The following is a 24,370-nucleotide window of genomic DNA, read 5'->3' on the forward strand; positions in this document are numbered from 1 at the left end:
ACAAAATGCTCACAATAGCCGCATATTTTTGAGGTGCTTGCTTAATGCTTATGCATTGGTTTTAAGGTATTGAAACTAACAGCAAGATAATCGGGAAGTTGGTGAGTTTTCATGATGACTACAAGCCCAACACTGCCCCCGCAACGGTAAAGTATTGCATATTTTTATGTGCTTACTGAGTCCGGAGACCGGCCTTGATGCAATCTTACTTACTTAAATCTTTGCGGTGGGCAAAGGTAGGGGACATCATGTTAAATAAAACAACTCTAGGCGTTGCTATTTCTGCTGCGCTTTCATTTTCTGTGTCTGCTGCAGATAATTCAATTGAAAAAATAACCGTTACTGCTAATAAATTTGAGCAATCAATCAATGACGTTTTAGCGAGTGTAAGTGTTATTGAACGCGCTGAAATAGAAGCAAGCAACGTACGCGATTTACCAACCTTGTTAAGCACGCGAGTTGGTTTTCAGGTTAATCCAAACGGTGGTTTTGGCCAAAATACAGGTGTGTCACTTCGTGGTACTGGCTCTGGCGATACGCTAATTTTGATTGACGGTGTACGTACGGGTTCTGCAACACTTGGTCAAAAAGCATTAAATAATGTTCCTTTAAATAGTATCGAACGCATCGAAATTATTAAGGGCTCTCGCGCGGCTGTTTACGGCTCTGATGCACTCGCTGGCGTAATCAACATTATAACGCGTGAATCAGATAACTTATCTTTGAGTGCTACGTTTGGATCTGATTCTTATCAAAATTATCAAGTGGCAGGCTCTGTAAAATCAGGCGATATAACAACAGCATTTAATGCAGGATTTGAAAAAACAGATAACTTTGATGTACTGCAAGGCGTAGCACCCGATGAAGATGGCTATGAAAATAAAAATCTTGGTTTTAAAGTAAATTATTCTGATGCACACTACGGCGACTTTAAGTTATTAGGTCAATACAATGAAGGTTTCGCAGATTACGACAGTCGCTTTAGTCCAGCCGACAGTACGATTGAACGAGATGATTTTAAAAACTACCAGCTTTCTGCTGGTTGGAGTAAAAACTACACTAATCAAACGCACAGTATTGATTTAGCGCTAGCAACGGATGATTCAGACAATACATATGTCGATTTTTCAGTTGGACCAACAACAAGTACTTTTATAACTAAACGCACACAGGTTGATTATAACGGCCAATACCTATTATCTGATGAGCTTAACATTAGTGGTGGTGTTAACTGGTACAACGATGATGTATCTCATAGTTCGCAACTATTTGTTGAAGACAGCCGAGATGTACTTGCTGTGTTTGTAGGTGCTTACTACGATGCAGATAAAGTATTGGCTAATTTAACTGTTCGCCAAGATGATGACGAGCAATTTGGCGACGAAACAACGTATACAGCCGCTGCAGGTTATCATTTATCTGAAGATGCAACATTTCGTATAAGCCAAAGTACTGGCTTTAAAGCCCCTACATTTAACGATTTATATTTCCCACTTTATGGTAACCCTGATTTACAGCCTGAAAAATCAGTAAACCGTGAGTTAGGTTTGAGTGTGGACTTTGATATCGCGCTAGTTGATGTTGCAATATTTAGAAACGATATTGAAGATAAAATTGATTACGATGCAAACTTTGCATTAGCTAACATCGATGAAGCACGTTATGAAGGGGTTGAATTTAGCTTATCTCAGCAGTTTTTTGGTTTTGATAGCAACCTTAACTTTGCTTATTTAAGTGCAGAAGACGAAGAAACGGGCGCAGAGTTACGTAATGTTGCTAAACGCACATTTAACTGGGAACTTGCAAAACAGTTTGGTGCTTTTGATGCAAGGTTAGACATGCAATACCGTAGCGACCGAGATGGTGCAGTAACGCGTTTAGGCTCTTACACGCTGTGGAATTTAGCGGGTAATTACCAAGTAAATGAACACATTGAGGTTTCGCTTCGTGTAGAAAACTTATTTGATAAAGAGTATAACGCGGTTGACTCAAACGCTGATTTTACAACGGGTCAAGTGTATTACTACAATACACCAGAGCGCCGCTTTTTTGCAGGCGCAAGTTACCAGTTTTAATCGCTTTTAATAGTTAAAGAGTAAAAAAGACAAAAGCCCGATTTAAATCGGGCTTTTTACTATGCAACTAAACTTAGTTACTCAGTTAAAAACTCTTTAAATACGGTTTCAAACTTATGTAATTTAGGTGCGATTAAAATACTGCAGTAACCCTGCTGTGGGTTTTCGTTATAGTAATCTTGATGGTAATGCTCTGCTGGATAGTATGTAGTGGCAGGGCTGACTTCTGTCACAATTGGCTCACTCACATGGCTTTGTAGTTGAGCTATCATTTCATTGGTTTGCTTTAGCTGAGCTTCATCGTGATAGTAAACAGCGCTTCTATACTGTGTGCCTATGTCGTTACCTTGTCGATTCAGCTGTGTTGCATCATGCAAAGTGAAAAACATTGCCAGCAGTGTTTCAAAGCTAACGACAGTTGCGTCAAATTCAATCTTAACAACCTCAGCGTGCCCTGTTGTGCCAGAGCATACAGAATTATAGGTTGGGGCGTCGGTTTCGCCGCCTGTATAGCCAGAACTCACATCTAATACGCCATTTACACGTCTAAATGCAGCATCTATACACCAAAAACAGCCGCCACCAAATGTTGCTACTTGCGTTGTTGAGCTCATAAGTATTCCTAAAATGTATATGGAGTTTAAAGGCGAGCATAAATTGTATGCGCCGCAACAACAAGGTTACGGCGCAATAAAGAGATTAGATCTCTTCTAAAGGCTTTTCTGTGGCTTGTTTATCTAGTTTTTGCTGTAAAAACTCAGGAGACTGCGTATTACGTGCTAATGCATAATAAGCCGCTGGTACTACAAAAAGAGTTAATAAAGTTGATACTATTACCCCTGTGAATATTACAACACCAATTACCATACGACTTTCTGCACCAGGCCCAGAGGCGAGTACCAATGGTACTGAACTCATAACAGTTGTGAGTGAAGTCATAATAATTGGACGTAAGCGTTGAGTCGCTGCTTGCAATATCGCTTCGCTAAACTCAATGCCTTTATCGCGTAATTGGTTAGTAAATTCGACGATGAGTATACCGTTTTTAGCACTTAACCCTATGAGCATGACAATACCTATTTGGCTGTAAATATTTAAGGTAAGTCCTGTAGCCCAAAGCCCGAACATAGCACCCATTAAACCAAGTGGTACTGTAAGCATAATTACAAATGGATGCATAAAGCTTTCAAACTGCGCGGCAAGTACCAAAAAGGTAACCGTGAGTGCAAGTATAAATACGTAGGTCATTGCTGAAGCACCTTCGTAATATAACTGCGATTCACCTTTGTAATCTATTGCGCCATCTATATCGTTTTCTTCAGCTGCTACTTCATTTAAAAAGTTAAGTGCTTGTTCTAATGTATACCCTTCAGCTAAATTAGCACTAAGCGTAATTGCACGCATACGGTTATATCGGTTCAAGCGAGATGCAGTTGCTTCTTCTTTTAAACTAATAAGGCTATCAAGCGGCACTAGTTCGCCACTACGCGATTTAAGATAGATATTTGAGATGTCTGTAGGGTTAGTGAAATCTTCTTTTGTACCCTTTAAAATTACATCGTACTCTTCACCACGATCAATAAAAGTAGTAACACGGCGTTGACCCAACATTGTTTCAAGAGTGGTACCAACATCAGATACTGATACACCTAAATCAGCCGCTTTGTTTTTATCAATACTGACTAAAAACTGCGGGAAGGTTTCTTTGTAATCGTGATCCAGTTTTAACAACCCTGGATTTTCTTCTGCGCGTTTAATAATACGGTCGCGCCAATCAGCAAGTTGCTCATAGTCGTTACCTTGCAGTACAAACTCAAGAGGTTGAGATATACCTCTACCGCCAATACCACGGCGCATAATGGCAAATGCGCGTACGTCAGTAACTTCCTGCATTTTACCGCTTATCTCGCCCATTACTTCCCATGTTGAACGCTTGCGTTTATCCCAATCAGCCATCCCAACAATTGCTACACCACCGCTGCTACCAAAACCAGGCACTCGCACAAGTACACGACTTAATTCGCCAGCTTCAGAGTAGGGGATAAGGCGTTCTTCAATTTTAGCCATATTGGCTGCATTATTTTCGTAACTAGCGCCTTCAGGTCCATTCATAAGTATAAAGAAAGTACCGCGGTCTTCTTTAGGTGTAAGCTCAGACGGCACTTGTAAAAAGAGTGAGTAACTAACAAAACCTGCAAGCAACAAGCTCACCATTAAGCCCCATTTTCGGGTTATGTTAGTGGAGAGTGAATTACGGTAACTTACTTCAATTTTAGTAAATTGACGGTCCATCCATTGGCTAAATTTATTTGGTTTGTCTGATACTTTAAGTACTTTAGAGCACAAAGCTGGTGCGAGAGTAAGTGCTGTAACACTTGAGAAAAATACGGCAGCACTTACCGCCATAGCAAACTCAGTAAATAATGCACCTATACGGCCATCCATAAATACTAATGGTACAAACACAGATATAAGTACAAGGGTAGTTGCTACAATAGCAAAACCAACTTCACGTGCACCTCTGTATGCAGCCAGTAGTGGTGGTTCGCCTAATTCGATACGACGGTGAATGTTTTCAAGCATTACGATGGCATCATCAACAACTAAACCAATGGCAAGCACCAAGGCAAGTAAAGTTAGTAAGTTAATTGAGTAGCCCATTGCTAGTAAAAACATAAAGCTACTAACTAACGCTACAGGTACAGTTACCGCAGGAATGAGCGTGGCGCGTATATTACCTAAAAACAAAAATATAACTAAAACAACTAACCCCATCGAAACAGCGAGGGTGCTATATACTTCACTTATCGACTCCTTAATAAATACAGATGAGTCGTAACTATCTTGAATAGTTGTCCCTTCTGGCAAGTTGCGCTTTATTTTTTCAAGTTCACTACGTGCGTTATCTACTACGGTTAACGTGTTTGCTTTGGCTTGTTTTACAATGCCTAAACCAATCATATTACGACCATTGCCACGAAATAAACTTTCGTCATCTTCAGCTTCTAGGCGTACATCGGCAACTTCCCCTAGACGCACTAAATAACCTTCTTCACCTCGTTTTATTACAAGGTTATTAAAGTCGCGCTGATCTTTGTAACTACGCGCTGTACGTACTGTAAAGTCACGGTCGATAGATTCTATTTGGCCGGCTGGTAACTCAACGTTTTCAGTACGTAATGTGTTTTCTATATCGCTTGAGGTAATACCTCGTGCAGCCATTGCTTGGCGGTTTAGCCAAATTTTCATGGCGTATTTACGCTCGCCACCAATACGCACATTAGATACGCCATCAACAACCGCTAAGCGGTCTACTATAAAACGTTGGGCATAGTCAGATAGTTGCAATGAGTCCATTTTATCGCTGTTTAATACAAACCATACGATTGGACTTTCATCACTATTTGATTTTGATACTTCTGGCGGGCGTACTTGATCTGGCAAGCTGTCTAGTGCACGTGCTACACGTTCGCGTACATCGTTAGATGCAGCGTCTATGTCGCGGTTAATATCAAACTCAATAGTAATATTAGAACGACCATTTTGGCTCGATGAATTAATACTTTTAATGCCTTCAATACCTGATATACGGTTTTCAATAATTTGTGTTATTTTTGTTTCTATAATTTCGGCAGAAGCACCTGTGTATTCAGTACTAATATTTACAATGGGTGTTTCAATATCCGGGTATTCACGAAGTGGCAGCATAGTAAACGCAACCAGTCCAAAAGTAAGCAGCAGTAAATTAATTACAATGGCAAAAACGGGGCGTTTAACACTAGTATCTGTAATTTTCACGTATTACCCCTTTACGCTTACTTTACTTCCAGAGCGAATTTTTATTAGCCCCTCAGTAACAATTTGCTCGCCATCGGTTAAGCCTTCGTCTATAGCAACCCAGCCATTATTTCTGCCGGCTACATGTACTTCAACTCGATTAGCTATTCCGTCTTGAATTTGAAAAACAAAGTGTTTGTCTTGCAAAGGTATAACCGCTTTTTCTGGCACCATTAATGCCTGGTTGCTGCTTAGCTCAAGTGCTGTATTTAATAACATACCAGGGCGAAGTAATCCTGATTTATTAGCAAAACTTGCTGTTACTTCAACACTGCGTGTAACCGAATCAATACGCGAGCTAATATGCGTTACCTTGCCGTTAAATGTTTGTCCTGGGTAGGCATCGTTTTGGGTAAGTACTTTCATGCCCATATTTAATTGTGCTAAATATTTTTCAGGTACTTTAAAGTCAACTTTAATAATACTAATATCATCAAGTGTTGTGATTATTGTTGTATTACTTACGTAGGCACCTATTGATATTTCACGCTTACCTAACAAACCTGAAAACGGAGCACTAATAGTCATTTCGTTTAATTTGGTTTTAGCGCTTTCTAATTGAGCTTCAGTGGCATCAACACGAGATAACTGCTCCTCAAGTAACGATTTTGCCGTTGATTGCGAGCGTGAAAGTTCGGTTAGGCGATCTAACTGGCGCTTTTCTTCACGTAAGTTTATGCCAAGCTCTTTAACTGCAATTTGTTCTTGTTGGCTTTGTAGCTGTACTAGTTTTTGTCCTTTACTGACTAAGTCGCCGTCTTTAAAATATATATCTGTGACATAATCGTTTTGCGCACTTTTTATATAGATAGCTTGGTTTGCACGCGCGCTACCGATAGCTTCTATCATCACAGCATTTTCCTGTGAAGTAACAGTATGAGCAGTTACCTGAGTAGACATTTGTGATGAATCGGCCTGTTCGCCGTGGCTAGCGGGTAGATATAAATAAACGCTAAATATTAGAAGTAACGTAATAATAAATGGAAAAAGTGCTTTACCTGATTGTCTTGAGTACATTGATTTCATACCTGAAAATGAATTGTAAGTATTGTACGAAATAAGACCGGGAAAAGACGGTTATGTGTCTCATAAATTTGTGCGTTAAGCGTAAAAGTAAATAAGATTTATTCATTGTTCCTATTTTGTTGAGGTAAAAGCGGTAATGTATGAAATTTAAAACTACCTGTAACTTATGTATAACAACAAGAAAGGTCATAATTTGGGCCATTATTATGTTTGTTTTTTATATGGTGTTTTACCAATATGGATAAATCTAACAATGTCATTAAGTTTCGAGCACAAGGTACGCGAAACGCAATTGAGGTGCTCGCTGTAGGTGCTATAGGCTTAGCTTTTATTATGTTATTCAATATACTAAGGCCAGGTGAAATTAGCATCCTTGAAGTGTTTTTAGTTAGTTTGTGCCTTGCTGCTATTTTTATTGGCTTTTTGAAAACCCAAGAGCCATATCATAGTCTTATTTTAAGTGAGTCGGAGCTTGTTTATTGCCATAAGTACGGGGCTTGGTGTATGCCCCATAGTAACTTTCATCACAGTGGTATACCCAAAGTAGAAGATGGCTTTGATTATTTAGAATTAAATGCAGTTGGTGTTAAGGTAAACGACATAGACGAGTTTTTAACAAGCATAGCGCCTAGAATTGCAGGGAAATTATTAATAGAGCAGCGTAACTTATTCATGCAAGTTGTTCAAAAACATTGCAAAAATGGCAATTGCCCATCAGAATGGCTAATAGAAGATACACATTACACATCCCATAAAGGGATAAGCTATACTGGTCTTATAGCTATGTTTGCTAACAGGACTAAGCACCTTCGACTGTTAACCGGTTACGATTTATTATTGCCAGCCAGTGTGTTGGATAGAGATATCTGGACATTTAGTGCTAACTTAAATAAATGGAAGCGCGAGCCTAGTCAGTTTATAGCGTCGCAAATTAATAATTAAGCTGCGACTGTAGGAAAGAAAAATGAGCCAAGACAGAGCCTTTTTAAAAAGTGGTCGAAACACCATAATACATAAAGATAAAAAGCACGATTTAGTAATTGTAAACTCTGAAATTCATCCCAAAATTAAAGTGACTCAACATGGCTTAGAGCCATTTAAAGAAGAGTTACCTAAAAACCGCCGTGACGCAAAAGAACGTTATTTAGAGATGGTTTATGTGAGTAGCGCTGATGTATTCGGCGAAGAAAAACAATTACTGTTTATTCAAGCTTTAGATGGGCGTGAATACAAAGTAGATTACAGTAAAATAGGTACAAAGTTGTTTGTACGCATTCATCAAGATACATATATGTAGTACTTTAATGGCATCTTTATTGCTTATGATTACACTATAGTAATTATTTGACATAATAAGGTGCTGCGTATGAAAGCGTTTGCTTTAATCCCCCTCATTTCTTGTGGTTTGCTGAGTGCGTGTGGAGGCGGTGGCGGTGATAGCGATAATACAGTTGTAGAAACGTCTGTTAATGCTGGAACCGATTTACAAATTATCGAAAAAACTGAATTTACCATCACAGCACAAGGTTCCCCTGCGGATGGTACGTTTTCATGGCAACAGGTTAGCGGCCCAAGCTTAGAAGGTTTTCCGCTTGATGGCGCAGAGCAAACACTTACAGCCCCTGACGTAAAAGCTGACAGCGAAATTATCTTAAGAGTGAGCTATCAAAGTACGGGTAGTAGCGCTGTTAGTGACGATATTTCTATTTCAGTGAGCTCTAATAATCAACTTCCTCTTGCTGTTGTTACACAAACATCTCCTGAAGCACTTCCTTCTGTATACAAAGATACAGTGACTTTGAGCGCCCTTGAGTCGAGCGATCCTGATGATAATGGCCAAATTGATAGTTATTTGTGGCAACTGCTATCAGGTCCTGATTTAGATATTGCGAGCTTTAACGAGTCAACTCTTAGCTTTTCTCATCCATTACTAGAAAGTAACGTAAATTTATCTTGGCAGCTAACAGTCACTGATGATGAAGGCGGTGAGGCGAGTACTCAATATTCAATGACACTTAATAAAACAAATGAACTAGTGGATGCAAATGCAGGCGCTGATCAAAATGTCGAAGAGTTTGAAGAAGTAACGCTTGATGCAACGAATAGCGAAACTGTCACCGATACGTATCAATGTAAATGGCAACAACTTACCGGTAATAGCGAAACATTAAGTAATAGCGACCAATGTACAACGACATTTTTTGCCTCTGATGTAGATACTGAATCCACGTTGAGCTTTGAAGTAACGGTAACCGACTCAAAAGGACGCACCGATACAGATTCTTTATTTGTTGATGTATCACCAAAAGCGCTTGGGCTTATAAATGATAGTGGTGTTGGTGAGTGCTATAACAACACCCAACGAATTAACTGTGAAAGCGATGACTTTCCAGCGCAAGATGCTGAGCTTGGACGCGATAGCTATGCAAACCGCTTAGATAAGGTTGGCAAAGGTAACTTAGCGTTTGATTACACGAAACTTAATCAGTTTGCTGATGAAGTTGGTGATGATAGTAGTGACTTTACCTGTATACGCGATAATGTTACTGGACTTGTATGGGAAGTAAAAAGTGAATCCTCAGGAGTATTACCAAATACAAGTTTGCGTGAGGGGCAAAATCATTACTTTTGGGATGTAGGGAATACTACTTTTACCGATATCAGTACAGCCAATTCAACGTGTCCGGATGATACGAGTTGTGGAGTACAAAGTTATATAAACGAAGTGAATAACTTAGATTTTTGTGGTGGTACAAACTGGCGGTTACCTACTTATACAGAGCTTTTAGGTTTAATTGATTACGGTAAACAAGGGCAAAGCATATTAATTGATGAGGCATTTTTTCCTAATATGCCCAGTGAAAGTGCATTAAGCCATTTACGTTACTGGACCTCACAAACCGCAGCCGATGGTACCAGTTTATCGCAAGCGTACATTATTGATATGAGTGATGGTAATGATCTTGCTTATCCAAAAGAAAATACCGCGTATGTTCGTTTAGTTAGAAGCCGTTAGGAGAAAATAATGAGATTAAAATTACTCTATGCACTAGCAACTATAAGCTTGAGCTTTAATATTGCAGCGGCGCAAACGTGCTACGACGGTGCAGATACCACAACACCGACAGATAGATTTACTATAAATACAGATGGCACAGTGTCTGATACCGAAACTGGCCTTATGTGGCAACGCTGTAGTTATGGGCAAACTTATAATACAGAGACCCAGCTTTGTGAAGGCTCTACACCTTCTCTTACTTGGCAAGAAGCACTACGCGGTGCTAATAATGATACAACCGCAGACTACGATGATTGGCAAATGCCTAACATTAAAGAGCTTGCGAGTATTTTAGAGCACAGTTGTACCGAGCCGAGCATTAATGAAGAGGTGTTTTTTGGTACTAAGCTTCAAAACTATTGGTCAAATACATCGGGTGTTAGCACGATGAGCTCAGCGTGGGTTTATCAATTTGATAGTGGGCTTAATAGCTTACATGCCAAAACCAGTAATGTGTATTTACGGTTAGTGCGCTACGAAGAGTAAAATGCATACTAAGATTAGACAGACAAAAGTGCAGCCTTAAAACCGCTGCATTTTTTTGTTTTACATAAATTTACGTTATTTCAATAATAAAGCGCTTACAACGTTGTCACTTAGCGCGTTTTTTTGCCATTATAGGCCGTGATTTAATTACGAAGGAACATCACGGTGTATTTAAGCTATTTTGGCCTGAATGAAAAACCTTTTTCAATTTCGCCCAACCCTCATTACTTATTTTTAAGTGAACGACATAAAGAAGCCTTAGCACACCTTACCTATGGATTAGGTGAAGACGGTGGTTTTGTATTATTAACAGGCGAAGTGGGTACAGGTAAAACTACAATTACCCGCAGTATGTTAGAGCAGTTACCTGAAAACACGCAAGTAGCTATGATCCATAACCCAGCACTTTCAGAGCTAGAGTTATTAGCCAGTATTTGTGATGAGCTCAACATTAGTTATGATGCTAATAATGCAACGCTTAAAAGTCTTACCGATATTATAAAAAAGCATTTAGAGACCAATAATAAATCGGGTGGGCATACCATTCTTATAATTGATGAAGCGCAGTTACTTGCCCCTAATGTTCTTGAACAATTACGCTTGTTGACAAATATAGAAACCGATCATAAAAAATTATTACAAATAGTATTGGTTGGGCAACCTGAGCTACAAGAGCTTTTAAAGCGCAATGAATTAAGGCAACTCGCCCAGAGAATAACAGCTCGTTACCATTTATTACCACTTACGCAAGGCCAAACAGTAGCTTACATAAAGCACCGTTTACATGTTGCAGGATGTGATAAAGGAATTTTTTCGATGGATGCTATGCAAGCTGTTCATCAATTAACCGGTGGTGTGCCACGATTAATGAACTTGGTCTGTGAGCGAGCTTTGGTAGGCACTTTTGCAAAGCAGCAGTTGATAGTTGATAGCGATATAATAAAAAAATCAGCACATGAGTCATTACCCATGGATTTTGTAGCGCCCGTTAATGAGGCTAACAAAGCAACGTCACTAGTACCATATAGCCTTGCATTCGCTGCTTTATTTGCCGTAGGCATTGGGCTTTCATTTATTTTATAGTTAGGTAAGTTATGTCTTATTTATTAGATGCGCTAAAGCAGTCACAGCAATCAGATATGAGTGCTGAGCAATACGACTTACAATCAGAGCAGTTAAAGCAACAGCAAGCACTTAAGCGTTATAGACGATTAGCGCTAGTATTTGGTACAAGCTTAGCTGCTTTTATTGCGGTAGCTGGTGGGTTTACTACGGGTAAGTGGTTTCAAGGTACTACTTTATTAAACATATCGGAGCCCGCTGTAATTAAGGTGGTTGAAAGTGAAAAATCGTCACCTAAAGAAGAAGTTAAAGAGGTAGATGTTGAAGTTGAAAAACAGCAAATAGCTAAGTTAGAGCCTGCTAAAGTAGCTCCAACAAATACAGCAACGATTGAAGGACAACTTGTACATGTGCAAACACCTAATGGTGTACAGCAAATGTTATTAACGCCTAATGGGCAATATATTCCTATGCCATCGAGTCAGGGCGGGGATGCAGCAGGTTATAATCAGCAGAGCGTGCAGCAAGTAATGCCAGTTCAAAATTATAATCAGCCAGTATTTAATCCACAAAGTAATTACAATCCAAATAATATGCAGAACGCTTCGGTATTTGGGCAAAGTCAAAATACAGCATCTGCTCAACTAGATATGAGTAAATATAAAGTCCTGGGTAAGCCAATTAATGGTAGCAACCAATCTCAATTGATGAGCGATCCAGAACTTGATGAGGTGCCTACAACACTTAAAAATGCGTTTGCTCAAGCTATACAAGACGTCGAAAAAAATCAAGATTATGAAGTTACCCAAGCATCAAAAACGTCATCACGTGTTGAGCCTGTAGAATTGCTGCCTGATGGTTTGCAATCAATGTTGCCTAGTATTAAATATCAAGCACATATATATTCATCGAGTGCGGATAAGCGTTGGATCAAGCTAAATGGCCGAGAGCTACATGAGGGTGAGAGGATTGGCGCTTTAACTGTAAGAGAGATCACACCTGAACAAAGTGTACTTGATTTTGATGGTTATGAGTTTAGCTTAAAAGCTTTGCAAGATTGGCCAGAGTAAGCGCTTAGTTATTTAATTGAGAGCTCGGTAGAATGTTGAGCTCTCAATATTGCTTAGGATAATATTGAGTTTTTATAAAAGCGTTCTAAATCAATATTATACTCTTTTGGTTTCACCGCTGATTCAAGGGTATCTAGGGTTTTTTTATTAGATAAATCGATATCTTTTATCTCTGTATAGCGACTATGTTTGGCGCTGTAAAATGTTTTAACAATAGGCTTTAGTGGTGTACTTGGGTTACTCTCGGTCACTAAGCCAACTTTTTGACTCGATAACCTAACAAGCGTTCCTACTGGGTGAATACCAATACATTGAATAAACTTATTAAGCAGCACAGGGTCGAAGCTATCTGGGCACCCATCTTTTAGTATTTTAAACGCTTTTATTGGCTCCATTCCTGCCTTGTAAACACGCTCTGCAGTGAGTGCATCATACACATCTACAATTGACGCCATACGTACGTATTGGCTTATTTCGTCACCCTTTTTACCAAATGGGTAGCCTTTACCATCAAGCCTTTCATGATGCATACCTGCAATATCAACAGCGATACCTGTTAAGCCGGACTCTTCTAAAATTTCTTTACTGAAAAGCGAGTGCAATTTCATTATTTTAAATTCTTCATCAGTAAAGCGACCAGGTTTATTCAGTATTTCATCTGGAATTTTTATTTTTCCAATGTCATGTAAAAGTGCGCCTGTAGTCAGCTCAACGATAATGTTTTTTTCTATACTTAAATGCTTAGCGAAGATCCCCATTAGTATCGATACATTAATAGAGTGCTCAAGTAGGTAGGCATCTTTTTGGCGCATTTGAGTAAGGCAGGCTAGGGCATCTTGGTTTCTAAAAACAGAATCCATAAAGCCACTTGCCAGCTCTTTAAATGGCGCAATATCTATATCGCGGCCTGCTTTTATATCTTTAAATGCTTTTATTTGTAGCGTTTTAGCTTCGTCATACAGCTTTTTTGCCTTTCCCATTTCTTGTTCGGCACTGTGTGTTTTTTGCCAAGGGTCGCGCTTTATTTTTGTTGTAGGTGTCGCAATTAGATCTTTTTCGGGGACTGTATCAATGAGGGTTTTATCAGGGTCGATTTCTATTTCTAGAATGCCTGCTTTTATCAGGTTGTTAATACCTGCCTGAGTTTTAACCCAGCCTTGATTTTTAATTTTGATACTACCAGTTTGCTTGGTAACACTTTGTACAAACATACCTGGGAGTAGCTGACTAACGGGAATTATTTTCAAATTTACTGCTTCTGTTACTAATCTTTAACTAATTTAACAAAAACATACGTTACTACCTAATAAAAAAGGCACTTTTCAGTGCCTTTTTTATTTTTTAATGAAAAAACATTAGCTTAATTATTCATCATCTTCAACAAGCGTCATTAGTGATGTGTTACCACCTGATGCTGTTGTATCAATACTGATTGTTTTTTCAGTAATAAGACGTTTGATTAATGTATCGTAATACTCAGAGCTAATTACTGGTAAAATAGCACCTTTACGCTGTGCAAGCTGTTGGCTAAAGTAGCCCAAGCGAGACGAGCGAGCAGCAACTACTGCACCGGCCAAATGAGGGTGGGCCAAAATAGCTTGTAACTGGTTAGGTTTAGCTACTTGGAAAACACCTTCAGCAACACCTGTAGAGATAAATTTATCTTTAAAGGCAACGGCTTCATCATAAAACAGCTCAGACGCTACTGTAATTACCGTATTACCAGCGGCAATAGCAGTAATGATAGACAATGCCCAGAAGTTAAATGATGTACTCTTATCTGCATAGCACACTACACAACCACGTGCTTCTAGATGAAGTGTATTAGACTCACCCGTTGGCCCCGGCAGGGTAGTAAACTTACGCATGTGCTTTTCAAGGCGGTTAAGCTGTGCACGTGCTTCTGATAGTGTTAATGCTAAATCGTCTGCTAAATCGTCGATAATTTCTACCGTCGCAATTTTAGCAAGCAACTGACGTACAGCCGAAACACGGTCGTTTAGTGGTGTTGCGCGCCAGATTTTTTCATCGCGCATTGAGTTCGTCATTAGCTTTTGAACTTGCTCATTCGCACCGCTGTAGTGGTGTAAATCAAGCTCATCTGGCGTCAGGTTAGTCATTTGTACGTTATCTGGTGATGCTTTTTCTTTTACTAAACGTTGTAGGTAGTTAGGGCCACCGGCTTTAGGGCCAGTACCTGATAAACCACGGCCACCAAACGGTTGCACACCAACAATTGCACCAATCATGTTGCGGTTAATGTAAACATTACCTGCACGTGACATCTTAGCAAGGTACTCACAACGCTCTTCAATACGTGAATGAACACCCATTGTCAGACCATAGCCCGTGTTATTTATTTGATCCATCACATCATCAAGTTCATTCGACTTAAAGCGAACAATATGTACACATGGGCCAAACACTTCACGTTTAAGTACTGATAAGTCTTCGATTTCGTATAAGCGAGGGGCAAAAAAGTATGCGCCATTTTGAGTGTTATCAGGGATTTTACACTCGTAATGAAGTATAGAATTACCTTTTAAGTACTCAACGTGTTCATTTAAGTTTTTAAGTGCTTTTTCATCAATTACAGGACCAACATCAGTTGATAGTAACGATGGATCGCCAATGTGTAACTCAGCTAGAGCACCTTTAAGCATTTCAATAATGCCATCAGCTACGTCATCTTGAATGAATAAAACACGAAGGGCAGAACAACGTTGGCCAGCACTTTGAAAACCAGAACTGATCACATCGTCAACTACTTGCTCAGGAAGGGCCGTTGAATCAACAATCATACAGTTTTGGCCACCTGTTTCAGCAATTAACGGTACTTGAATATCGTTACGTGCAGCAAGTGTTTGAGAAATTAATGTGCCTGTTTCAGTAGAACCTGTAAACATAACCGCTTGAATGCGCTCATCAGGAACGATTGTTTTACCTACTTCAGAACCACGAGCAATAACCGGTTGAACAACATGCTCAGGTAAACCAACAGACAGCATTAGTTCAATAGCACGAAGGGCGATTAAACTTGTTTGCTCAGCAGGCTTAGCAATTACAGTGTTACCTGTAACAATCGCAGCAGCAACTTGACCTAAGAATATTGCAAGCGGGAAGTTCCACGGGCTAATACATAAAATAACGCCACGGGCTTCAAAACGCTCATCTTTAGATAACTCTTCAGCGCGCGCTGCGTAGTAACGACAAAAATCAACCGCTTCACGTACTTCATCAATACCATCTTGCGCTACTTTACCCGCTTCTTTAATACAGATAGCGACTAGTTCATCATGATGGCGCTCTAAAATATCAGCAACGCGGCGCAGTAGATTAGCACGGTCTTTTACAGGTGTTTGTGACCATGATTCAAGTGCAGCTTCAGCGTTAGCCAGTAATACTTTCATCTCTTCGCCAGTTTGCAATTTAACGTGGCCGATGATTTCTTTGTGATTCGCTGGGTTTTTAACAGCCAATGAGCCTTCTGGTACTTGGCTTTGCTCAATTAAGTGCTCGTTAAACCATGTTTCAAGATTCTCTTTGAAAGGGGTAATAACGTTAATATCGGTTAAATCCATGCCTTTAGAATTAGCACGTTCTTCACCGTATAAATCAATTGGCATTTTGATTTGCGTATTGTACTTATTACGCAAGCCTTGCAGTGTTTCTACAGGGTCTGGTAGTAATGATTCAACAGGTTTTGTTGTATCCACAATGGCGTTTACAAATGATGAGTTAGCACCATTTTCTAACAAACGACGAACAAGGTAAGCAAGTAGGTCTTCGTGTTGACCAACGGGTGCATATACACGACATTGAATTTTTTCTTCGTTAACGATTTGGTCGAATAATGATTCACCCATACCGTGCAAACGTTGAAATTCAAAACCTGTGTTGTCGCCTTTCGCTACTTCTAAAATAGTCGCGGCAGTGTAAGCGTTATGTGTAGCAAATTGCGGATAAAGCACGTCGCGCGCTTCAAGCATTTTAATTGCACATGCTTTGTAAGAAACATCGGTCGTTGCTTTACGAGTAAATACAGGGAAATGCTCTAAACCATCTTGTTGTGTGGTTTTGATTTCTGTATCCCAGTATGCGCCTTTAACTAAACGTACCATCATCTTACGACCAACACGGGTTGCAAGCTCTGTTAGCCATTCAATTACAAAAATAGCGCGTTTTTGATACGCTTGAACCGCTAAGCCAAATCCTTGCCAATCACCAAGATCTTCATCACTAAATACTGCTTCAATTACATCTAGAGAAATATCTAAACGGTCAGCTTCTTCAGCATCAACAGTAAAGCCGATATCGTATTTCTTAGCGGCAAGTGCAAGCTCTTTTAACTTTGGTACAATTTCTTCCATCACACGGTCTTTATGAGTGAACTCATAACGTGGATGAATAGCAGAAAGCTTAACTGAAATGCCAGGGCTCTTAATTGGACCACGACCATTGGCCGCTTTACCAATAGAGTGTATAGCGTTCATGTAGCTGTCAAAGTAACGCTTCGCATCTTTCATTGTGCGAGCGCCTTCACCTAGCATATCGTAAGAATATACATAACCTTTTTGCTCTGTATCGGCAGCACGTTCAATTGCTTCGTCAATGGTACGACCCATAACGAATTGCTTACCCATAATTTTCATAGCAAAATTTACAGACTTACGAATAACTGGCTCACCTAAACGACCAATGGTCTTTTTAAGCATACCGAACTGTTGTTCTTTCGTTTTGTCAGTGTAGTTAACCATTTTACCGGTAACTAATAATCCCCAAGAAGACGCGTTTACAAATAAAGAATCGCTACTTCCTAAATGAGAGCTCCAATCACCTTTCGCTAACTTGTCGCGAATCAGTACATCTTGAGTTGCTTTGTCTGGTACACGAAGCAGTGCTTCGGCCAAACACATTAATACAACGCCTTCTTCACTTGAAAGTGAAAATTCATTTAAAAGCGCATCAACACCGCCTTGCCCATCTTGCTCTTTACGAATGTTTAAAACAATCTGGCGGGCTCTTTCCCAGGCACGACTTCGTGCTTTTACGCCTACTTCTGCAAGCGGTAAAATATGATCAATAACCGCATTTTCATCTATGCGGTAGAAGTCACGGATTCTTTGTCTAATAGGACAAATCGTTGTTAAATCGCCGTTGAATAACATAAGCAACCCTCAGGAGTGTTAAGAATTAAAGTAAAATTAATTACCAATAAATTACCAGTGATATTGTGAGTGCATTCTAATTAAATTTCAGCAGAATATGCTGGTTAAATTTCGCGTTTTACGATAATTTACAGGGCATAAATTTAACTTATCCGCATAAAATTCTGTTATGACAATTCCAAATAGATTACGCATGCTAGATCGTATTGATTTAGCCATACTAGACGTTCTACAAAAGAACGGCAGAATTTCAAATGTTAACCTCGCAAAACAGGTTAATTTGAGTGCAAGCCCGTGCCTAGATCGTGTAAAACGATTAGAGCAAGAAGGCTATATCGAAGGCTACTACGCTAAGCTTAGCGAAGCAAAGCTTAATCAAAGCTTAGTAGCACATGTTCAAGTGTCGCTTGTTGCTTCAAATACAGCAGTATTTAAGGTATTTAGAGAGCATATACTAAGAATACAACAAGTCGTTGAATGCGACATGGTGGCAGGCGGTTATGATTATTTATTAAAAATCCGCGTGTCTAATATGGAAGAATATAGACAAGTTCTTGGCGACTTAGTCGATATTCCCGGCGTGGGCACTCATCATACTTATATGGTGATCGAAAAGATTAAAAAAGACGAAGGGCTGCTAATTGATATTTAAGCTTTTCTCAAGTAATAAAAAACCGCAATTGCGGTTTTTTATTTTAGTAGATAAAGGCTATACCAAATAGTTAGTACATCACCTTATACATAATTTATTACGACCTTCCGACTTCGCTCTATATAAAGCCGTATCAGCCGCGCATATTAATGCCTCAGATGTTCTGTACTGATTATCGTATTCACACGCTAAACCCTGGCTTACACTTATCTTTACATTCGCTGGCAAACCAATATCTCTAAAACTAATGTTGAGTATTTTTTCTTGAATACGTTTTGCGATCATTTCTGCATTTGAGACATGTGAGCGAGGTAATACAACAGCAAACTCCTCACCACCATAGCGTGCTACTAAACTATCTTTTGAGGGGAGGCAGTCTTCAATTGTTTGCGCTACTTTTTGCAAACATTTATCACCCTTTACATGACCAAAATTATCGTTAAACAGTTTAAAAAAATCAATATCGATCAAGATAAAACTCAAAGGCTGTTTGTCTACTATGCATTCTTGCCAATTTTTAATAATCGCCTTTTCTAAAGTGCAGCGATTAGCGATACCTGTAAGGTGATCTATTTTGGCTATGTTTTCGAGTACTTTATACTTTTTAACATGCCTAGAAATATCATGCATAATACAAATAAATAGGGGGATATTGTTTGTGGTTGATGCGGGTATACAAGAAATTGAGAGCTCTATATCTAAACAGTTACCATTGTTTTTTATTATTTTAACTTCTTTGGGGCCATGATTGAGTGGTGTTTGATAGTTGTTTTTCCAACTTTCAAACATGTAAGCATAGTCATCGCGATACTGTTCTTGTAAACAATCTTGCCATTTTTTACCTATTAATGAATCAGACGTAACATTAAAAAAACGAGCCGCAACGGGATTTACTGATTCAAATACCCCATCTGCATTAACAATAAAAATAGCATCGGCCATGACATTAGTGACATTAATAATTGCGCTTATTTTTTCATTGTTAACGGTATTAGAAATGCTACTGATTAATGCAGATACAGCATTTTCGGTGTTATTTGCTCTGCTATTTTCATTATTGTTAGACATGGTGTTGCTCATTTTTATTGTTAATGAAACTTTATGTCTAGTAGTTTATTTAATTTATATTTTTTAAACCTTTCGGTAATCTTCCTTTTTAAGTCTTTGATTTTTTTATTTTTATTTTTCACAGGCTTTGATTTGCCTGTGCAAATTGTTTTGGTGTTATCCTCCAGCTTTAGTTAGGTTTTTTATCGTTCTCAACTTGTGGATCTGGGCTTTTGTACGCTTTACCATCTCGCTCTACTACAAAACGCATACAGGTGAGGCCAATATTTTGGTTTGAATCAAATACACAAATAGCTTTACCTCCTTTTATTAATGCACCTGCAAAATCTTCTTTAGCGCAAGGCTCCACAGATCCTTCTACTTTCGAGAACTCAACGCCAACGAATGTGATACCTTCATTGGTAGGGCGATCTTTAATAATATAAAGGCCAATTGAGTTAGCATCTACGACGCTGCCACCACCGCTAACCACTTTGTCATTCTGGTAGTAAGTTATTATAGCTTCATCAGTATCGTTGATAATAATATCCACATGAAATATAAATGGAGATAAGGTTGGAAGCATGCTTTTTCCTTTTAAGTTGTTATAGTTCAAAGTTATTGATGCCTAATTTAGTTAGGCTGTTTTTTAAGTTTGTAATCTTGGCATCTTTGTTTAAGCAAGTATGCGCTTGGATTAGTGGGAAAGTGTAATGTAAGCTTTTAGTTTTTTTACTTCCCAAAATGTTGAGTGCGTTTTGGCAGTATATTTTTTTTTCTTCTTCATTTGGGGTTAGTTTAGCATTAGCTAAATTTACTATTGCAGAAATTGACCCTAAACCATCTTCATTAAGACTATTTACCTGCTCCCTATAATCGTCGCTTTGCTCAAGTGATTTTAAAAGTGCTTCAGCTTTTGAGTAGAAACCCCGTTGTGAAAAATATTGAATTAGGCTTATTTGGGTGTTAATTATTTCTGTATTGTTAAATTTCTCTTGAGCTAAAAAATTCAGGATTTCATTCACCTCATTTTCAGTTTGAATATTTTTAGATAACACTAACTGCAAAGCTAAAAAACGAAAATAGGAACGTTGAAATTGTTTATTTGCAGGGTCTTGCAAGCGAGCAATATTAATCGCAGTTGTCGCCTGTTCGGCTTTTTCATACGCAAGACTTTTATCACTTAAATAACTTAACAAGTAACTCTGTTGTATGTAATTTGACGCAAGCCCCTTGTATAAACTAGCGTCATTAGGGTACTTGTTTAGCATGATTCTTAATTCGTTAGTAGCATTATTAAACATATCCAGTGCGCGATTAAAGTGCCCTAATCTCTCTTCAGTGCTGGCGAGCCAACTGATTGTATCCGCTTTATCACGCAGTAAGTTTTTATTATTGGGTTTAAGCTCAAGGGCTTCATTTTTTAAAGCAAGCGACTCTGTAAAGCGTTGCTTCGCGCCAGTGTAGTTAAATTGCTTTAAATACAAAGACCCCAGCGAATTATGTGAATATGACAATTCCATAATGGAGTTAAAATCATTCGGTGCTAACGAATACATGGTTTCGCTGTATGTATGGTACTTTTTAAATAATGGCTCTGTGGCAGCGTAATCACTTTTATCATAATGGAGCTGGCCGAGCCAAAAGGCATTTGCACCCGCAAGCGTGAGTAGCTCTAAATTGTTTGACTTGATTTTTAATAATGCCTCAAGGCGGGTGCTGGCGTTTTCAAAGGCGGTAAAGGCTTCATCGGTTTTACCCCGTGAATAGGCCACTTCACCCATTGCTTCAAGAGTTTGTGCGTATTGAAAACGGTTGTTAAATTGTGCTTTATTATCGCTAAAGCCGAAGAGTGAACCTGATTCGTCTGTTTGATTTGTAAAATATTCAAGTGCTTTATTACTAATACCATCAAGTAAGTCCATACGCTTTACGCTACGCAGTTTGTCGGCAAAGTCACCCACCATAAACCCTAGTAAGCTTTCGGCCTCAAGCTGTTTTTTTTGCGCATGTTGCTGGGCCTTAAAACTAGTAAAGCTCATTAATAACGCGGTGAATGTAAGTAAGCACAATAAAGCAACGGTCACTCGTTTTACTCTTATTTTTGCTTTTGTTTTTTTAATAGAGCTTTTGATAAGAGCGTGCTCGTTATCATCTAATCTAAACAGTTTGTCGTTAAGTAATAGCTGCGCTTCTTGTAGCGGTTTACCTGGCGCTAGGAGGTAGGCACTACTTTTACCTTCATCTATCCAATTTTGCGCTTGGTGTTGTAAGCGGCTTTTTATTGCTAAGGCATCTTTATGGTCATTAATCCATTGTTTTGCGCGCGGCCATTGACGTAATAATGCCTCGTGAGCAAGGCTAAAACAGGCTTCTTCGTTTTGAAGGTGCGATACAAATAAACGGCTATCGACCATGGCTTGCACAAGCTCTTTTTGGCTTGTGTTCGTTAATGTTTGCCAGCGGGCAGCGCGGCTCGTAATGGTTTTACCATCATGGTTAAGCGTTATTAACTGTGATAACACGCTTTTTAGTTGCTGTTGTTGCTCGTTGCTGAGGTCAATAAATATATCTTCTGCTTTTTTGCCTATGGCGCCCTCAATACCACCGAGTTTTTTGTAAACACTGTGCAGTAGCTCGTTATTATCACTGCGCTGTAAATACAGCTCTTGCAATGTGTATTGCAGCATGGGCAGTGCATCGGGGTTATTGGCTGTATCTGCACAAAGTATTTCATCCAGTGGTGTTTGGGTTTGTGGGTCATATGAGAACGTTAAATTAGCGGTTAACGCTGGCAGACGAATAATTTGTTGAAGCTCTTGGCGATTTGGCGGTGTTAAATCGTAGTGCGCGCCATGGGCTTTGCCTGCCATTAGGCTGGGTTGTTCAACCACTAAAGGGTAAAAGTCGTTACGACACGCACTAAATACAATCACTGTTTTAGAGGTTGCTAAGCGCTCAATAACCGATAAAAAATGGCTGCGTGTTTCGCTACTAAATATAGGTGAAGAAAGTAGTACTTCTAAGCGATCAATAAATAAAAATAACTGTGGTGTTTTAAGTTGTGTAGAGGCTTTGCTAAGTGCAACTTGTATGGCGTTAATTACGCCATCGATTGCCAATTCTAGCTGTTCTGCAAGTGTTTGCGCGCTTAATCCTTCAAACACAGGCTGGGCGTTTATATCCCAATCCAGCAGTACGGAAGCTAAATCTAGAAAAAGTCTATTTTTATGAACATCTGCAAAGTCGAGTTGACTATAAGAAATAACCCCAATGCCATTATAGCCTCGCTCATCAAGTAATTTAGGCAATATACCCGCATTAACAAGTGATGATTTACCCGTGCCACTAGGACCGAGTATTAAGCAAAATGCACGACCAAATTTAACTTGGCTCGATATTCTATTGAGTAACGTTTCTATAGATTGATTACGGCCAAAAAATAGGTGTGTATCGCTTGGGTTGTAGGCGCTTAATCCTAAAAAAGGAGAGCCACCTTGCCATGTGTTTTCAGTTGTTTTTATGTCTTCAGCTAGAGGAAACTCAAGTTTTGCAATAACGCGGTAACCACGCTTTCGAATAGTTTCTATGTAGGTGGGCTCACTTGCTTTATCACCAAGGGCTTTTCGTAACTGCGTAATTGTTTTATGCAGCGGGTTATCGCCTATCTCAACATTTTTCCAGCATTGATCTAATAGCTCGTCACTCGTAACAATTTCGCCTTTTTGTAAGCACAGATGGACTAATACATCCATGGCTTTTGGTTCTAACTGTTTAGTTTTTTCTGCACGCTGAAGAGTATTTGACTGGGGATTGACTTGCCAATCACCTAAATAAAAAGGGCTGCGATTCATAATGGCTCATTATTGTTATTATGTAATTAAAGCGAGTGATTTGCCGACTTTTTTAACCAAGTCTTTATATTACAGATAAAATAACAAACAGATAAAGCGTTTTTACGCAGTAAAAGTGGTTTATTGATGTGGGTAATTCAATATTGAGTTACCCACTGAGTTTTATGACTCTATATCGCTTTTATTTATGGTAACTACGCGTTGAGGGAATGGGATTTCAATATCAGCATTATTAATTGCTTTATAAACACCACCGTTAATAGCCAACTTGGTTTCGATAATTTTAGTCGTAGGTACCCAATACCTGTAACTAATAGTTACGCCGCTATCAGCAAAGCGTTCAATACCCACTTGTGATAATGGATTTTGCGCGACTAATTCATGGGCTTTAAGTACGTCTTCAATAAGGCTAATCGCGTTATCAGAGCATGCACTATAAGCTATATCTATTTCACCTTTGACCAATGAGTAACTAAATGAGTTATGAAGTATTTCACCCACTATGTGCTTATTTGGAATAGTAATTTCTACTTTTTCTTCATTGATTAAAATAGTGTAGCCAAGCTCAATTGTTTTAACTTGGCCGCTTACATTTTTAACTTCAATAGTATCACCAACAACAAAAGGTCGAGTGGCTATAATGGCTAGACCCGCACCATAGTTAGAAAGCATGCCTTGCAGTGCTAAACCTGCACCTAAAGATGCTGCACCAATGGCCGCTACAAATGGCGTAACGCTAATACCTATTTTGCCAAGTGCAATAATTATAACCATTACAATTAGCAGTACTTTTACCACGCTACTGACAAAGTTAGTGAGCGTAATATCAACGTTATGGCGGGTCATTAACGCGGCTACAAATTTGGCAAGCTTTTGTGCTATCCACAAACCAATGAGGACGATAAAAATAGCGCCAACAATTTGCATGCTGTAGGTAACCATATACTCAGTAAGCATAGTGTAATATTTTTCAAACTGTTCGATTTCAGAACTGATCATAAAGCGCTCTATGTTAGGGCTATGTTGTATTTTTCC

General features: G+C 39.1%; 17 protein-coding genes and 1 riboswitch. Of the genes, 8 read left to right on the top strand and 9 right to left on the bottom strand.

Annotated elements, in window-relative coordinates:
- Positions 1–47 precede the first annotated feature (47 nt).
- Positions 48–212, top strand: a riboswitch (cobalamin riboswitch).
- 36 nt (positions 213–248) lie between these two features.
- Positions 249–2,075 (top strand): TonB-dependent receptor, encoded by a 1,827-nt coding sequence (locus I6E80_RS02365; RefSeq protein ID WP_197184686.1) that lies wholly within the window; start codon positions 249–251, stop codon positions 2,073–2,075.
- A 77-nt stretch (positions 2,076–2,152) separates the two neighbouring features.
- Here the strand turns inward: I6E80_RS02365 and msrA are convergent, their stop codons facing one another.
- The 3 genes from msrA to I6E80_RS02380 all read right to left on the bottom strand — a co-directional run bounded on the left by msrA (position 2,153) and on the right by I6E80_RS02380 (position 6,929).
- A complete protein-coding gene (msrA, locus tag I6E80_RS02370) occupies positions 2,153–2,689 on the bottom strand; it encodes a peptide-methionine (S)-S-oxide reductase MsrA (protein WP_197184687.1) in 537 nt (178 codons plus the stop codon).
- An 85-nt stretch (positions 2,690–2,774) separates the two neighbouring features.
- Positions 2,775–5,873, bottom strand: a complete 3,099-nt coding sequence (locus I6E80_RS02375; protein WP_197184688.1) for an efflux RND transporter permease subunit — start codon at positions 5,871–5,873, stop codon at positions 2,775–2,777.
- Positions 5,874–5,876: 3 nt separating this feature from the next.
- Entirely contained in the window at positions 5,877–6,929 is a 1,053-nt protein-coding gene (locus I6E80_RS02380) for an efflux RND transporter periplasmic adaptor subunit (RefSeq protein WP_024598600.1), read from the bottom strand.
- Between the two features lie 246 nt (positions 6,930–7,175).
- Here I6E80_RS02380 and I6E80_RS02385 point away from each other — a divergent pair, with 246 nt between their 5' ends.
- The 6 genes from I6E80_RS02385 to I6E80_RS02410 all read left to right on the top strand — a co-directional run bounded on the left by I6E80_RS02385 (position 7,176) and on the right by I6E80_RS02410 (position 12,614).
- Positions 7,176–7,880: a DUF2982 domain-containing protein gene (locus I6E80_RS02385; RefSeq protein WP_197184689.1), complete on the top strand. Its 705-nt coding sequence runs from the start codon at positions 7,176–7,178 to the stop codon at positions 7,878–7,880.
- A gap of 22 nt (positions 7,881–7,902) precedes the next feature.
- Positions 7,903–8,235 (top strand): hypothetical protein, encoded by a 333-nt coding sequence (locus tag I6E80_RS02390; RefSeq protein WP_024598598.1) that lies wholly within the window; start codon positions 7,903–7,905, stop codon positions 8,233–8,235.
- A gap of 69 nt (positions 8,236–8,304) precedes the next feature.
- On the top strand, positions 8,305–9,954 hold the full coding sequence (locus tag I6E80_RS02395; RefSeq protein ID WP_197184690.1) for a DUF1566 domain-containing protein: 1,650 nt from the start codon (positions 8,305–8,307) through the stop codon (positions 9,952–9,954).
- Positions 9,955–9,963: 9 nt separating this feature from the next.
- A complete protein-coding gene (locus tag I6E80_RS02400; protein ID WP_076923575.1) occupies positions 9,964–10,482 on the top strand; it encodes a DUF1566 domain-containing protein in 519 nt (172 codons plus the stop codon).
- A gap of 165 nt (positions 10,483–10,647) precedes the next feature.
- Complete coding sequence (locus tag I6E80_RS02405; RefSeq protein WP_024598595.1) at positions 10,648–11,565, top strand: ExeA family protein; 918 nt, start codon at positions 10,648–10,650, stop codon at positions 11,563–11,565.
- Between the two features lie 11 nt (positions 11,566–11,576).
- Entirely contained in the window at positions 11,577–12,614 is a 1,038-nt protein-coding gene (locus tag I6E80_RS02410; protein WP_197184691.1) for a general secretion pathway protein GspB, read from the top strand.
- A 53-nt stretch (positions 12,615–12,667) separates the two neighbouring features.
- On the opposite strand, the gene I6E80_RS02415 is transcribed toward I6E80_RS02410, so the two are convergent.
- Positions 12,668–13,861 (bottom strand): HD-GYP domain-containing protein, encoded by a 1,194-nt coding sequence (locus I6E80_RS02415; protein WP_197184692.1) that lies wholly within the window; start codon positions 13,859–13,861, stop codon positions 12,668–12,670.
- Between the two features lie 117 nt (positions 13,862–13,978).
- Complete coding sequence (gene putA / locus I6E80_RS02420; protein WP_197184693.1) at positions 13,979–17,782, bottom strand: bifunctional proline dehydrogenase/L-glutamate gamma-semialdehyde dehydrogenase PutA; 3,804 nt, start codon at positions 17,780–17,782, stop codon at positions 13,979–13,981.
- 169 nt (positions 17,783–17,951) lie between these two features.
- On the opposite strand from putA, the gene I6E80_RS02425 reads away from it, so the two are divergent.
- Positions 17,952–18,434 carry a winged helix-turn-helix transcriptional regulator gene (locus I6E80_RS02425; RefSeq protein ID WP_024590009.1) on the top strand — a complete coding sequence of 161 codons (483 nt, stop codon included), beginning with the start codon at positions 17,952–17,954 and terminating at the stop codon, positions 18,432–18,434.
- A gap of 78 nt (positions 18,435–18,512) precedes the next feature.
- Here I6E80_RS02425 and I6E80_RS02430 read toward each other — a convergent pair whose 3' ends face one another.
- The 4 genes from I6E80_RS02430 to I6E80_RS02445 form a co-directional block, all read right to left on the bottom strand.
- Positions 18,513–19,502, bottom strand: a complete 990-nt coding sequence (locus tag I6E80_RS02430) for a sensor domain-containing diguanylate cyclase (RefSeq protein WP_024598590.1) — start codon at positions 19,500–19,502, stop codon at positions 18,513–18,515.
- A 169-nt stretch (positions 19,503–19,671) separates the two neighbouring features.
- On the bottom strand, positions 19,672–20,067 hold the full coding sequence (locus I6E80_RS02435) for a DP-EP family protein (protein WP_197184694.1): 396 nt from the start codon (positions 20,065–20,067) through the stop codon (positions 19,672–19,674).
- Between the two features lie 19 nt (positions 20,068–20,086).
- On the bottom strand, positions 20,087–23,335 hold the full coding sequence (locus I6E80_RS02440) for a winged helix-turn-helix domain-containing protein (RefSeq protein WP_197184695.1): 3,249 nt from the start codon (positions 23,333–23,335) through the stop codon (positions 20,087–20,089).
- 162 nt (positions 23,336–23,497) lie between these two features.
- Complete coding sequence (locus tag I6E80_RS02445) at positions 23,498–24,334, bottom strand: mechanosensitive ion channel family protein (protein ID WP_024598766.1); 837 nt, start codon at positions 24,332–24,334, stop codon at positions 23,498–23,500.
- Positions 24,335–24,370: the final 36 nt, after the last annotated feature.

Source organism: Pseudoalteromonas sp. NSLLW218 (assembly GCF_015864775.1).
Taxonomy (GTDB): domain Bacteria; phylum Pseudomonadota; class Gammaproteobacteria; order Enterobacterales; family Alteromonadaceae; genus Pseudoalteromonas.

What these genes read in the sequence shown, in the direction of transcription:
- I6E80_RS02365 (WP_197184686.1), top strand. Translation starts at nt 249, where the DNA reads ATGTTAAATAAAACAACTCTAGGCGTTGCTATTTCTGCTGCGCTTTCA.
- msrA (WP_197184687.1), bottom strand. Translation starts at nt 2,689, where the DNA reads ATGAGCTCAACAACGCAAGTAGCAACATTTGGTGGCGGCTGTTTTTGG.
- I6E80_RS02380 (WP_024598600.1), bottom strand. Translation starts at nt 6,929, where the DNA reads ATGTACTCAAGACAATCAGGTAAAGCACTTTTTCCATTTATTATTACG.
- I6E80_RS02385 (WP_197184689.1), top strand. Translation starts at nt 7,176, where the DNA reads ATGGATAAATCTAACAATGTCATTAAGTTTCGAGCACAAGGTACGCGA.
- I6E80_RS02390 (WP_024598598.1), top strand. Translation starts at nt 7,903, where the DNA reads ATGAGCCAAGACAGAGCCTTTTTAAAAAGTGGTCGAAACACCATAATA.
- I6E80_RS02395 (WP_197184690.1), top strand. Translation starts at nt 8,305, where the DNA reads ATGAAAGCGTTTGCTTTAATCCCCCTCATTTCTTGTGGTTTGCTGAGT.
- I6E80_RS02400 (WP_076923575.1), top strand. Translation starts at nt 9,964, where the DNA reads ATGAGATTAAAATTACTCTATGCACTAGCAACTATAAGCTTGAGCTTT.
- I6E80_RS02410 (WP_197184691.1), top strand. Translation starts at nt 11,577, where the DNA reads ATGTCTTATTTATTAGATGCGCTAAAGCAGTCACAGCAATCAGATATG.
- putA (WP_197184693.1), bottom strand. Translation starts at nt 17,782, where the DNA reads ATGTTATTCAACGGCGATTTAACAACGATTTGTCCTATTAGACAAAGA.
- I6E80_RS02425 (WP_024590009.1), top strand. Translation starts at nt 17,952, where the DNA reads ATGACAATTCCAAATAGATTACGCATGCTAGATCGTATTGATTTAGCC.
- I6E80_RS02430 (WP_024598590.1), bottom strand. Translation starts at nt 19,502, where the DNA reads ATGTCTAACAATAATGAAAATAGCAGAGCAAATAACACCGAAAATGCT.
- I6E80_RS02435 (WP_197184694.1), bottom strand. Translation starts at nt 20,067, where the DNA reads ATGCTTCCAACCTTATCTCCATTTATATTTCATGTGGATATTATTATC.
- I6E80_RS02440 (WP_197184695.1), bottom strand. Translation starts at nt 23,335, where the DNA reads ATGAATCGCAGCCCTTTTTATTTAGGTGATTGGCAAGTCAATCCCCAG.
- I6E80_RS02445 (WP_024598766.1), bottom strand. Translation starts at nt 24,334, where the DNA reads ATGATCAGTTCTGAAATCGAACAGTTTGAAAAATATTACACTATGCTT.